The following is an 11,995-nucleotide window of genomic DNA, read 5'->3' as shown; positions in this document are numbered from 1 at the left end:
AAAATTAGACTAAAACCTCTGTTTTGCTGCTCTGCTTAGTCTTCAAGCCTAACTCAGCCAATAGCTCACGGTCTTGTTCTGCCTCGGGATTACCGGTAGTGAGTAGTTGCTCACCATAGAAAATCGAATTGGCACCAGCCTGGAAGCACATGGCCTGAACTGCCCTACCCAGCTCCTGACGTCCAGCTGAGAGACGCACACGTGCACGCGGCATAGTGATACGAGCTACAGCAATGGTTCTCACAAATTCCAATGGATCTAAGGGCCTCTGATCTGCCAAAGGCGTTCCTGCTACAGGTACCAAATGGTTAATGGGGACTGACTCTGGATACGGACTTAAATTAGCCAAACGCGCCAAGAAGGCTGCTCGTTGTTCACGGGACTCACCCATGCCCACAATACCGCCACAACATACTGACATGCCTACAGCACGCACATTAGAAATCGTGTCCAACCGGTCTTGATAGCCCCGAGTAGAGATTACTGAGCGATAGAAGTCCTCGCTGGTATCTAGGTTGTGGTTATAGAAATCTAAGCCTGCCTCTTGTAGGGCTTGAGCCTGATTGGGCTCTAGCATCCCCAGGGTCGCACAGGTTTCAAGGCCTAAAGCCTTGACACCCTTAATCATGGCGGCGACTTTTTCAATATCGCGATCTTTGGGCTCCCGCCAAGCGGCGCCCATACAAAAACGGTTTGAACCAGCAGCCTTGGCTGCTTTGGCAGCCTCAAGCACCTCATCTAAATCCATTAACTTGTTCGCTTTGACATCAGTGTCATAACGAGCCGCCTGAGGGCAATATCCACAATCCTCGGGACAACCGCCGGTCTTGATTGACAACAGCGTAGCCAATTCCACATCACCATCAGGGAAGTGGGCACGATGTGTCTCTTGTGCCTTGAACATCAAATCGCTCAATGGCAGAGCAAATAGAGCCTCAACCTGGGCTACCGACCAAGCGCCCAAAGCATCAACCACCTTATGCAAATCCTTTTGAGACTTGACTTGGGTGAGGGGTTTTTCAATAGTTTGGGTGGCCTGCATGGTCGAATTCCAGAAAATAGATCAATTCAAGCCATAAACATAACAGATACAGGCCTAAATTAGGAAAAACTAGTGGTCAAATACCAAACATGAAGCTTATTTCTGATCCAAATCAAACCTCTCTGGTTGATCGCAGCCTAGATGCCGTTTGGCATCCCTGCACTCAGATGAAGCATCACGAGTCCTTGCCATTAATCGCCATTACTAAAGGTAAGGGCGCTTGGCTCTTCGATGACCAGGGCAATGCCCTCCTAGATTGCATCAGCTCTTGGTGGACTAATCTGTTTGGGCATTCCAATCCGCGCATTAACCAAGCCATTACGAGTCAGCTTGAAAAAATTGAGCATGTCATGCTCGCCGGATTTACCCACCCTCCCGTTATAGAGCTGTCCGAGAAACTATCCGCCCTAACTCAAGGTCATTTGGGTCACGTGTTTTTTGCATCCGATGGTGCGTCTGCGGTAGAGATTGCTTTGAAGATGAGTCATCACTACTGGCGACTGAATCATCAACCCCAAAAGAAAAAATTTGTCTGCTTAGAAAATGGTTACCACGGTGAAACTTTGGGCGCATTAGCAGTCACTGATGTGGCGATCTTTCGAGAAGCTTATGGATCACTATTGCAAGATGTTTTTACCGTACCGTCGCCAGATACTCGCAAAGCAAGGCCCGGTGAAAGCGCTGACGATGTTGCCATATGGGCAGCAGAAAAATTAGAAGAGTTACTGAAGACAGAACATCACAATATCGCCGCAATCATTATTGAACCACTCGTTCAATGCGCTGGGCAAATGGCAATGTACTCTCCTGTATATTTGTGCCTTGTCAGATCAATCTGTGATCGTTACAACATTCACCTCATCGCCGATGAGATCGCAGTAGGCTGTGGTCGATCAGGAAAGTTTTTTGCTTGTGAGCATGCAGAAATTTGGCCGGACTTCTTGACGCTTTCTAAAGGCATCAGTGGTGGATATCTTCCCTTATCACTCTCCATGACAACTGACAAAATTTATCGTGCCTTTTATGGCGATCAACTGCAACAAGGTTTCTTACACTCGCACTCCTACACAGGCAACCCATTAGCATGCGCTGCTGCCCTCGCCTGCCTAGAAATCTTCGAAACTGAATCTGTTCTTGAAAAAAATATTGAACGTAGCCAAGATCTTGCTAAGGCATTTGCTTGGGCAAAAGCAGATCTACGTATTGAACATTGGCGCCAGCAGGGCATGATCCTCGCCTTTGATGTCAAACCTGAATCACTAAATAATTCAGCTACGTTTTCACGAGAGATGTTTTCAGCAGGGATGGCAGAGGGTATTCTGATCAGACCTATTGGTAATACGATTTACGTCATGCCGCCCTATATTCTTTCTTCAGAAGAAACGATGCAAATGGGTGTCTCTGTACAGCACGCTCTCAATCAGGTTCTGGTATGAGTGAAAACTTTAAAGCTCGAGATATGGCAGAGCATCAGATTGCCGATCTAGATGCGCAGTTGCTTAGGCGTAAGTTGCGTACCACCGCATCACCCTGTGACACCAAGGCCCAGGTTGATCAACGAGAACTCAAAGCGTTTTGTAGTAACGACTACTTAGGCCTAGCCAATCACCCTGAGTTGGTTACTGCGCTTGCGGAAGGCGCAAAACGATATGGAGTTGGTAGCGGTGCATCACACTTAATCAGCGGCCATAGCGTTGCGCATGATTTACTTGAAAAAAAATTAGCAGCTTGTGAGAGTAAACATATCCCCGATGCAAGAGCATTGTTCTTTAGTACTGGTTATCTTGCGAACATCAACGCGATTACCGGCCTTAGTAGACTTGCCAATCAAGGTGAAGTCAGTATTTATTCAGCCAAACTCAATCATGCCTCTTTGATTGATGGGGTCCGCTTGGCAAGTTCACAAACTAAAGCCAAGGTGACTTTGTTTGATCACCAAAATCTTGATTTTCTAGAAGAATTATTACAGCAAGATACACATCCACTCAAATTGATTGTGGTCGATGGCGTCTTTAGTATGGATGGGGATATTGCGCCCATAAAAAATCTACTACATCTTGCCGAGCAATATGATGCGCTACTGATGGTTGATGATGCGCATGGTTTTGGCGTGCTTGGTGAACAGGGTCATGGCATTCTGGAGCAATCGGACGTATATTCAGAAAGAATTATTTACATTGGCACGCTTGGTAAAGCGGCTGGTGTTAGTGGTGCATTTATTTGTGCAGCTGCACCCTTTATTGAATGGCTCATCCAAAAGGGGCGCCCCTATATTTACAGTACTGCTACGCCGCCAGCGATTGCACACACTCTACTTACCAGCCTAGAACTCATCGAGGGCAAGGAAGGTATTGCACGTCGCAAACAATTGAATCAACTGATTCAAATTTGGCATGATGAAATGACTTTCCAAAACTGGGAAAAAACACCTTCATCCACCCCAATCCAGCCAGTGATCTTAGGCGGCAATGCCAGCGCATTGGCAGCGGCTAAGCTCTTGGATGAGGCAGGTTATTGGATTCCAGCAATCCGACCGCCCACCGTTCCCGTTGGCAGCTCTCGTCTACGCATCACTTTTTCTGCAAACCATAGTGTTGATGACTTACGCGAGCTGATCAAGACATTGCAGATAATTGAGCAAGAAGTAAAAAGCAACTTATGACACTGAGTACATCTACCAGTTTTTTTGTTACGGGCACTGATACTGAAGTTGGCAAAACTTTGGTCAGCGGCGCACTCATTCTTAAACTGAGAGAAGCTGGTATTCGCGCAATAGGTTTCAAACCCGTGGTTGCAGGCACTTATATTGATGCTAGCGGCCAAAAACTCAATGAAGACTTAGAGACATTGCGCATTGCCTTAGGAATTAATTCTGGCGAGCAAAGTCTTTGTCCATTCGTTTTAGATGTGGCGGCAGCCCCTCATCTCGTTGCCCAAAAAAATAAGGTGCATTTAGATGCTACCTTAATCTTGGATGAATTCAATGCATTGGCCTCAGCATTTAATTCGGTAGTGGTTGAAGGTGCAGGTGGGTTCTTGGTCCCACTAAACGAGCAGGAAGATTTAGGGGATGTAGCGCAGGCGATGGATTTACCCGTCATTCTCGTTGTGGGCATGCGCTTGGGTTGCATTAATCATGCCCTACTCACTTGTGAAGCCATTGTGTCGCGCCAGTTGACAATTGCGGGTTGGGTAGCCAATACGCTTTCAGAGGACATGCCTCTGTTAGCTGAAAATATTCAAACCTTAAAGGACCGAATTTTTGCGCCCTTTTTAGGCCTTGTTCCAACCCTTCCTCAGCAGCTTCAGAAATTAGAGAATGCCCCCTATTCCATAGAGGCCTTGCGATTTGCTGCAGGGCATATAAAACTGCCTGAGTAAATTCAGATAAGATGAAGTTATGCGATTACTTCCAGAAATCATAGACTCCGCATCAGCTATTCAAGAGATCCGACGTAATATTCATGCGCATCCAGAATTGCGTTTTGAAGAAAATCGCACGTCTGATCTGGTAGCCGAAGCGCTTTCGAGCTGGGGAATTACGGTGTATCGCGGCCTTGGAAAAACTGGAATTGTTGGAAGGCTGGACGGGGAATTAGGTCCAGGAAAAATGGTTGGATTACGTGCCGACATGGATGCGCTGCCTTTACAAGAACACAATAACTTTGAACATACTTCAAAGAATCCCGGCAAGATGCATGCCTGCGGCCACGATGGTCACACTGCCATGCTCTTGGGTGCCGCTCAATACTTATCCAATCATCGAGACTTTACCGGATCAGTCATTTTCATTTTTCAGCCAGCAGAAGAAGGTGGTGCTGGCGCGAAAGAAATGATTAACGATGGACTCTTTAAACAATTTCCTTGCGATGCTGTCTTTGGTCTGCACAACTGGCCGGGACTTGCTGAAGGTCATTTTGGCGTGACTTCTGGGCCGATGATGGCCTCAAGCAATACTTTTGAGATCACCATTCGAGGTAAGGGTGGACATGCCGCCTTGCCACACAATAGTGCTGATCCCGTGCTTGCTGGTACTCAAGTTGTGCAAGCCCTGCAAAGCATCATTACACGCAATAAGCGCCCAGTAGATGCGGCAGTGTTATCGGTAACGCAGTTCCATGCGGGCGAGACAAGTAATGTCATTCCAGATAGTGCGTTTATTGGTGGAACCGTTCGCACGTTCACCTTAGAGGTTTTAGATTTGATTGAGCAACGCTTACGAGAAATCTCTCATAACGTATCTAGCGCATTTGACTGTCAAGCAGAAGTGGGCTTTACTCGCAACTATCCCCCACTTATCAATCATGACAAGGAAGTGCATTTTGCAAGCGAGGTCATGAGTGAGCTGGTCGGAGCGCAAAACGTCAATACCTCTATCGACCCAACCATGGGTGCAGAAGACTTTGCGTTCATGCTGCTGGAGAAACCGGGTTGCTATGTGTTTCTAGGTAATGGTGATGGCGATCACCGCTCGGTAGGTCATGGCATGGGTCCATGTCATCTGCATAATCCTTCGTATGACTTTAATGACGCACTGATCCCCGTAGGCGTTAGCTACTGGGTCAAGCTAGCTCAACGCTACTTAGAAAAATAATTTACTCTGAGTGCTGAAATTTTTACGAGTTCGTAAATTTCGCTGGGCGCTTTTCCATGAAAGCTGCCATACCCTCTTTTTGATCATTAGTTGCAAAGCAAGAATGGAATAGACGACGCTCAAGGTGCATGCCTTCTGATAGCGTAGTTTCGTATGCGGCATTAATTGCTTCTTTCACCATCATCGCAGTCAGCAGTGGCATGTCTGCAATAGTTGTAGCAATTACCTTCACTTCTTTTAGTAAATCTGCTTGCGGGAAAATACGGGCCACAAGACCAGAGCGCTCGGCTTCAGCCGCATCCATCATGCGGCCGGTCAGCGCTAAATCCATTGCCTTTGCTTTTGAGACTGCGCGGGGCAAACGTTGTGTGCCCCCAGCACCAGGAATGATTCCCAACTTCACCTCTGGTTGAGCGAATTTCGCGTTATCAGCTGCCATGATGGTGTCGCACATCATCGCCAACTCACACCCACCACCAAGAGCATATCCAGACACTGCCGCAATCACTGGCTTGCGTACCTTCTTGATCTCTTCCCAGTTACGAGAAATAAAGCCGCTACGATAAACATCGGCAAATCCATACTTTGCCATCGTTGCAATATCCGCACCGGCGGCAAAAGCTTTTTCACTACCGGTGATGACGATACAACCAATATTGTCGTCAGCATCAAAACTCAACAAGGCCTTACCTAACTCATTCATTAACTCATCATTGAGAGCATTTAATACCTGAGGACGATTGAGAGTAATGACGGCAACTTTGCCATCCACTTCAGTCAATATGGTGTTGTAGGTCATCGATCTCTTTCAAAAATAATTTGTTCAGCGTGGCAACAATAACCACATCTTGCCATCTTGCTTCATGCGTCCCGCTAACTCACCTGCAGAATCTCCTGATCCCCAATAGTAATCTGCTCGTACCCCGCCCACAATGGCCTTGCCTGTATCTTGCGCCATCACTAACTTTTGTAAGGTTTGGCTGCTCAAGGGTTTAGTGGTGCTCAAGAAGACTGGGGCACCCAAGGGCATTGCTTTCAGATCAATGGCAATACTTCGTTCGGCTGTTAAAGGCACCCCTAGAGCACCGTTTGGACCTAGATCAGGACTGACATTACTCGGCAACTCTTTAAAGAATACAAATCGAGGATTGGCATTGAGCATCTCCTCAACTCGGCCTGGGTTGCGCTTAGCCCATGTAGAAATACCCTGCATCGTTGCCTCACCGCGCGTGATCTCTTTGCGATCGAGCAACCACTGGGCAAAAGACTTAAACGGCTGATCATTAGTGCCGGCATAACCAAGTCGTAATACACGTCCATCTTCTAAACGAATTTTTCCAGACCCCTGAATTTGCATAAAGGCAGCAGCTACAGGATCTTGTACCCAGGCGATCTCTGAACCCCGAAGTACGCCAGAACTCATGAGCTCTGCACGTGCTGGCGCAGGGCTTGGTTTTGAGCCTTTCCAGGCATTTGGCAGGCCGTACAAGGGAACAGAGTAAGTGGCGGTGCGGGTCTGGGAGCCATTCATGACGGGCTCGTAATAACCGGTGATTAGTCCAGATTCGTTGCCTGTAGCAATGTTACGTACTTCGTATGCCTGAAAATTTCCCTCAAAATATTGGCGTATCGCACGTCCATCACGGCCTGAAATTGTTGAGGCTTGGGAGCAAACTTGGCGCCAATTGATTTCACTATAACGTTTACGCAGGGAATCACAACTCTTGAGCCAAGCTGGCCAAGCTTGGGTTAAATCATCTTCTTGCCAGCCAGATAAGTCCTGCCAGGAAACAGATCGGAAGCTGGCAATCGAGGAGCTGTAGCTAGTTGGAGCAGCACCACTAGATCGATAAGCAGATCCACGGGTAGAAGGCGTAGAGCAAGCGGCTAATAAGATGGTGATACTGACAGCGAATACACTGCAGGTAAAGACTTGCGAAGTATTTTTGCAACTTATTAATTTGGATATAGAAATCATGATTGCCAATGTACTCGATGAATACCCCATGATCTTGTTTGCCTTGGAGGGTGGCCTAGCCTTAGCCCTGCTGCTTTTTATCGTCCTGTGGACTGGTAAGGGCAAAAAATAGGGGGTTTGGGGAACCTAGTGCAAGGTTCTGGGCATTACCAAGGCAAATTCAGGAATTGGGGCCTGGAAAAACTGAGCTTCTTCAGTGACACAGAAATACTCCCCACGCATGGTTCCCGCCGGCGTCGGTAAAGTTGCCCAGCTGGTGTACTCAAACTGTTCCCCTGCCCGCAAAAGGGGTTGTTGGCCCACTACCCCCAAGCCACGGACTTCCTGGACATCATTTTCCCCGTCGGTAATGAACCAATGGCGGGCAATGAGCTGGATGCTGGCCGTACCGGTATTTTTAATGGCGACCGTGTAGGCAAAGGCGAACTGACGATTATCGGGGTCAGACTGGTCGGCCAAATACTGGGTTTTGACCGTAATGCTGATTTCATGAGGATTCATGCTCGAATTCTGCTCCATCCTAAGCCCAACTGCAAGCTAGAATCTAGGGATGGATAGCCAGAAATCACCCTCAAATAGCCAGTTTGTCATTGCCCCCTCCATTTTGTCGGCCGACTTTGCCTGCTTAGGCAAGGAAGTCCAGGATGTTCTCTTGGCGGGTGCAGACTGGATTCACTTTGACGTGATGGACAACCACTACGTTCCCAACCTGACTATCGGCCCCTTGGTTTGCGAGGCAATTCGCCCACATGCAACAAAAGATGGCAAGCCAGCGATGATTGATGTGCACCTCATGGTGGAACCAGTAGATCGCCTCATTCCAGATTTTGCAAAAGCAGGTGCAAACCTGATTAGCTTTCATCCAGAGGCAAGTCCTCATGTGAATCGCACAATGAATTTGATTCGCGATCAAGGTTGTCAGGCTGGTTTAGTTTTAAATCCAGCAACACCACTTCATCACCTAGATCACACACTTGATTTACTTGATCTGGTTTTATTGATGTCAGTCAATCCCGGGTTTGGTGGTCAATCATTTATCCCGTGCACGCTAGATAAGATTGCTCAAGTACGTGCGCGCCTAGATCGTTATCAACAAGAAACTGGTCGCCATATTCGCCTTGAAGTGGATGGTGGAATTAAGGTCGACAATATTGCAGAAGTAGCCAAAGCTGGTGCAGATACTTTTGTTGCTGGCTCCGCAATCTTTGGCAAAGAAAATTATGCCGACGTGATTAAAGCGATGCGCGCAGAACTAGCGACATCAGGAAAAGCGTAATGCAGCACGAAGAATTTCTTGCCCTCGCAAAACAGGGTTTCAATCGCATTCCATTAGTGAAAGAAGTTTTAGCAGACTTAGAGACACCGCTCTCGCTATACGTCAAACTCACTCAAGCCTTTGGACAAAAGAATACCTATCTACTTGAATCTGTCCTAGGTGGTGAGCGCTTTGGTCGCTTCTCTTTTATTGGTCTACCTGCAAAAACTATTTTGAGAACAGTAGGAACGCCTGATGCACCACTCACTGAAGTACTCTTCAATGACAAGGTGGTTGAAAGCAATCATGACAACCCATTGGATTTTGTGGACGCTTATTTCAAGCGCTTTAAAGTAGCACTGCAACCCGGCCTCCCACGCTTCTGTGGTGGGCTTGCCGGCTACTTTGGCTATGACACGGTTCGCTATATTGAATCGCGTTTAGCAAAACACCATCTGCCAGATGAATTGGGTGTACCCGATATTCAATTGATGCTCACCGAAGAGTTAGCAGTGGTTGATAACGTTGCAGGTCGCATTTATTTAATTGTTTATGCAGACCCCAGCGTGACAGATAGTTTTGAAAAGGGCCAAGCTCGATTAAAAGAATTACTTGCTTGCTTAAGTAAGCCTGTGAGCATGCCAGCCTCATTGCCAAGCACCAAAACAGAATTGATCCGCAAGTTTAAGGCGGCTGATTTTGAAAATGCGGTTCTGAAAACCAAAGAATATATTTTGGCTGGCGATTGCATGCAGGTAGTGATTGGCCAGCGTATCAGCAAACCATTTACAGATTCACCGCTTGCTCTCTATCGTGCACTGCGCTCTTTGAATCCATCACCTTATATGTACTTCTACGACTTTGGTGATCTGCAGGTAGTAGGCTCATCACCAGAGATCTTGGTACGCCAAGAGCAACGTGAGAGTCAGAAGATTGTGACGATTCGTCCATTAGCCGGCACACGCCCTCGTGGTGCGACACCTGAAGAAGATGAGCGCCTTGCTACAGAATTACTTGCCGATCCAAAAGAAATTGCTGAGCATGTCATGTTGATTGACTTAGCACGCAACGATGTGAGTCGCATTGCCAAGACTGGCACCGTCAAAGTGACAGATTCGATGTCGATTGAAAAATATTCTCACGTACAACACATTGTGAGCTCTGTTGAAGGCGAGCTGTTAGACAATATGAGTAATATGAATGTTCTGCGCGCAACCTTCCCTGCCGGCACTTTATCGGGCGCCCCAAAAATTCGGGCAATGGAAATTATTGATGAGATGGAAATTGTGAAACGCGGTGTCTATGGTGGTGCAGTAGGCTACCTCTCCTTCTCTGGAGATATGGATGTGGCGATCGCTATTCGTACCGGCGTGATTCGTGATGGCGTATTGCATTCTCAAGCAGGTGCTGGTGTAGTTGCAGACTCTGACCCCACTGCCGAGTGGAAAGAAACTGAAGTGAAAGCTCGAGCAGTATTGATGGCAGCTGACTTAGTACAGGGAGGACTCGATGCTCCTCATGATTGATAACTACGATTCATTTACCTACAACCTCGTTCAATACTTTTCAGAACTTGGTGAAGAGGTAAAGGTCTTCCGTAATGATGAAATTTCTGTTGAAGAGATTGCCAAGATCAACCCTGCTCGTATTTGCATTTCACCAGGACCCTGCAGTCCAGCTGAAGCAGGAATTTCAGTGGCTACGATTCAACGCTATGCAGGACAGATTCCAATCCTAGGCGTCTGCCTGGGGCACCAAGCAATTGGTGAAGCATTCGGCGGCAAGATTATTCGTGCCCAGAAAGTTATGCATGGCAAAACGGATGATATTCAACATACTGGCGTTGGTGTTTTCAAAGATTTGCCTAACCCATTTAAAGTAACGCGCTATCACTCTCTTGCAATTGAAAAGAGCTCGTTGCCCGCAGTGCTTGAAGTAACAGCCACTTCTTCTGATGGTGAAATTATGGGCGTACGCCATAAAGAACTCGCGGTAGAAGGCGTGCAGTTCCATCCAGAATCAATTCTTTCTGAGCATGGCCATGCACTGCTGAAGAATTTCTTGCAAGCCAAATAAATCACAGGCATTCAGTCAATCCCTATGTCCATTACCCCACAGCAAGCATTACAGCGTTGCATTGAACATCGTGAACTCTTTCATGATGAGATGACTGCCATGATGCGTCTGATCATGAGTGGTGAAATGCCGCCAACTTTAGTTGCTGGCCTACTTGTTGCTCTACGTACCAAAAAGGAGACTGTTGGTGAAATTGCCGCAGCTGCGCAAGTCATGCGTGAATTTGCGACGCCAGTGTATGTAGAGGATAGAAAAAATTTAGTGGATGTAGTCGGTACAGGTGGAGATGGTGCTCACACCTTCAATATCTCTACAGCTGCCATGTTTGTCGCTGCAGCGGCTGGTGCAAAAATTGCTAAGCACGGCAATCGCAGCGTGAGTAGCAAATCCGGAAGCGCAGATATTCTGGAGTCCTTAGGCGTTAAGCTGTCACTCTCACCTGAGCAGGTTGCAAAATGTATTGCTGATGTAGGGGCAGGCTTTATGTTTGCGCCGAACCATCACCCTGCAATGAAGAATGTGGTGCCGATTCGTAAAGACTTGGGTGTACGCACGATTTTTAATATTCTGGGACCCCTTACAAACCCAGCAGATGCCAAGCGCATCCTGATGGGCGTCTTCCATGCGGACTTAGTCGGCATCCAAGCACGTGTATTGCAAGCCATGGGCATGGATCATGCATTGGTGGTTTATGGCCGTGATGGCTTGGATGAGATTTCTCTCGAGGGCCCAACCCTCGTTGGCGAATTAAAAGAGGGCCAGGTTCATGAATATGAGATTCATCCAAAAGACTTTGGTTTAAGTACGGCTCCGACTAATGACTTTAAGGTAGCTGATGCCGAAGAATCCAAAGCCATTGTTTTGGATGTACTCAATAAAAAATCCGGCCCAGCTAGTGATATCGTTTGTCTCAATGCTGGTGCAGTACTTTATGTAGCTGATGTAGCACCAAGTATCGCTAGCGGTATTCAGATGGCGCAAGCAGCCATTGCATCTGGCGCCGCCCGTCAAAAGCTAGACCAATTTGTAGCAGCAACCCAACACTAATTA

Annotated in this window: 12 protein-coding genes; 8 read left to right on the top strand and 4 right to left on the bottom strand. The window is 47.3% G+C overall.

All coding sequences use genetic code 11. The features are described from left to right. Positions 1–4: 4 nt before the first annotated feature. A complete protein-coding gene (gene bioB / locus C2747_RS00845) occupies positions 5–1,042 on the bottom strand; it encodes a biotin synthase BioB (protein ID WP_215331849.1) in 1,038 nt (345 codons plus the stop codon). Positions 1,043–1,131: 89 nt separating this feature from the next. On the opposite strand from bioB, the gene bioA reads away from it, so the two are divergent. The 4 genes from bioA to C2747_RS00825 are packed head-to-tail and all read left to right on the top strand — an operon-like array spanning position 1,132 to position 5,636. Next, a complete protein-coding gene (gene bioA / locus C2747_RS00840) occupies positions 1,132–2,478 on the top strand; it encodes an adenosylmethionine--8-amino-7-oxononanoate transaminase (protein ID WP_215331848.1) in 1,347 nt (448 codons plus the stop codon). Next, entirely contained in the window at positions 2,475–3,704 is a 1,230-nt protein-coding gene (locus tag C2747_RS00835; protein WP_215331847.1) for an aminotransferase class I/II-fold pyridoxal phosphate-dependent enzyme, read from the top strand. Before bioA ends, C2747_RS00835 begins: the two co-directional genes overlap by 4 nt. Beyond that, positions 3,701–4,423, top strand: a complete 723-nt coding sequence (gene bioD / locus C2747_RS00830) for a dethiobiotin synthase (RefSeq protein WP_251374773.1) — start codon at positions 3,701–3,703, stop codon at positions 4,421–4,423. The genes C2747_RS00835 and bioD overlap by 4 nt, the downstream gene beginning before the upstream one ends. 19 nt (positions 4,424–4,442) lie before the next feature. Beyond that, the gene (locus tag C2747_RS00825; protein WP_215331846.1) at positions 4,443–5,636 is read left to right on the top strand and encodes a M20 aminoacylase family protein; all 1,194 of its coding nucleotides are present in this window, start codon (positions 4,443–4,445) and stop codon (positions 5,634–5,636) included. Positions 5,637–5,658: 22 nt separating this feature from the next. Here C2747_RS00825 and C2747_RS00820 read toward each other — a convergent pair whose 3' ends face one another. From C2747_RS00820 to apaG, 3 genes are all read right to left on the bottom strand, one after another. Continuing rightward, on the bottom strand, positions 5,659–6,435 hold the full coding sequence (locus tag C2747_RS00820) for an enoyl-CoA hydratase (protein ID WP_215331845.1): 777 nt from the start codon (positions 6,433–6,435) through the stop codon (positions 5,659–5,661). Positions 6,436–6,459: 24 nt separating this feature from the next. Continuing rightward, the gene (mltA, locus tag C2747_RS00815; RefSeq protein ID WP_215331844.1) at positions 6,460–7,614 is read right to left on the bottom strand and encodes a murein transglycosylase A; all 1,155 of its coding nucleotides are present in this window, start codon (positions 7,612–7,614) and stop codon (positions 6,460–6,462) included. 126 nt (positions 7,615–7,740) lie between these two features. Further along, positions 7,741–8,115 carry a Co2+/Mg2+ efflux protein ApaG gene (apaG, locus tag C2747_RS00810; protein ID WP_215331843.1) on the bottom strand — a complete coding sequence of 125 codons (375 nt, stop codon included), beginning with the start codon at positions 8,113–8,115 and terminating at the stop codon, positions 7,741–7,743. Positions 8,116–8,164: 49 nt separating this feature from the next. On the opposite strand from apaG, the gene rpe reads away from it, so the two are divergent. Genes rpe through trpD form a run of 4 tightly spaced genes read left to right on the top strand, consistent with a single transcriptional unit; the run spans position 8,165 to position 11,992 of the window. After that, on the top strand, positions 8,165–8,890 hold the full coding sequence (gene rpe / locus C2747_RS00805) for a ribulose-phosphate 3-epimerase (RefSeq protein ID WP_215331842.1): 726 nt from the start codon (positions 8,165–8,167) through the stop codon (positions 8,888–8,890). After that, a complete protein-coding gene (gene trpE / locus C2747_RS00800) occupies positions 8,890–10,395 on the top strand; it encodes an anthranilate synthase component I (RefSeq protein WP_215331841.1) in 1,506 nt (501 codons plus the stop codon). Before rpe ends, trpE begins: the two co-directional genes overlap by 1 nt. After that, complete coding sequence (locus C2747_RS00795) at positions 10,379–10,945, top strand: aminodeoxychorismate/anthranilate synthase component II (protein ID WP_215331840.1); 567 nt, start codon at positions 10,379–10,381, stop codon at positions 10,943–10,945. The genes trpE and C2747_RS00795 overlap by 17 nt, the downstream gene beginning before the upstream one ends. Positions 10,946–10,969: 24 nt before the next feature. After that, positions 10,970–11,992 (top strand): anthranilate phosphoribosyltransferase, encoded by a 1,023-nt coding sequence (gene trpD, locus C2747_RS00790; RefSeq protein WP_215331839.1) that lies wholly within the window; start codon positions 10,970–10,972, stop codon positions 11,990–11,992. Positions 11,993–11,995 lie beyond the last annotated feature (3 nt).

This window comes from Polynucleobacter corsicus (genome assembly GCF_018688255.1).
Lineage (GTDB): Bacteria > Pseudomonadota > Gammaproteobacteria > Burkholderiales > Burkholderiaceae > Polynucleobacter > Polynucleobacter corsicus.
The sequence above is the reverse complement of the archived record's forward strand: the minus strand, read 5'-3'. Positions and strand labels throughout refer to the sequence as shown.

Excerpts from the sequence above, each read along its gene's own strand:
- C2747_RS00835 (WP_215331847.1), top strand. The coding sequence starts at position 2,475 with ATGAGTGAAAACTTTAAAGCTCGAGATATGGCAGAGCATCAGATTGCC.
- trpD (WP_215331839.1), top strand. The coding sequence starts at position 10,970 with ATGTCCATTACCCCACAGCAAGCATTACAGCGTTGCATTGAACATCGT.
- apaG (WP_215331843.1), bottom strand. The coding sequence starts at position 8,115 with ATGAATCCTCATGAAATCAGCATTACGGTCAAAACCCAGTATTTGGCC.
- bioA (WP_215331848.1), top strand. The coding sequence starts at position 1,132 with ATGAAGCTTATTTCTGATCCAAATCAAACCTCTCTGGTTGATCGCAGC.
- bioB (WP_215331849.1), bottom strand. The coding sequence starts at position 1,042 with ATGCAGGCCACCCAAACTATTGAAAAACCCCTCACCCAAGTCAAGTCT.
- C2747_RS00820 (WP_215331845.1), bottom strand. The coding sequence starts at position 6,435 with ATGACCTACAACACCATATTGACTGAAGTGGATGGCAAAGTTGCCGTC.
- bioD (WP_251374773.1), top strand. The coding sequence starts at position 3,701 with ATGACACTGAGTACATCTACCAGTTTTTTTGTTACGGGCACTGATACT.
- mltA (WP_215331844.1), bottom strand. The coding sequence starts at position 7,614 with ATGATTTCTATATCCAAATTAATAAGTTGCAAAAATACTTCGCAAGTC.
- rpe (WP_215331842.1), top strand. The coding sequence starts at position 8,165 with ATGGATAGCCAGAAATCACCCTCAAATAGCCAGTTTGTCATTGCCCCC.
- C2747_RS00795 (WP_215331840.1), top strand. The coding sequence starts at position 10,379 with ATGCTCCTCATGATTGATAACTACGATTCATTTACCTACAACCTCGTT.
- C2747_RS00825 (WP_215331846.1), top strand. The coding sequence starts at position 4,443 with ATGCGATTACTTCCAGAAATCATAGACTCCGCATCAGCTATTCAAGAG.
- trpE (WP_215331841.1), top strand. The coding sequence starts at position 8,890 with ATGCAGCACGAAGAATTTCTTGCCCTCGCAAAACAGGGTTTCAATCGC.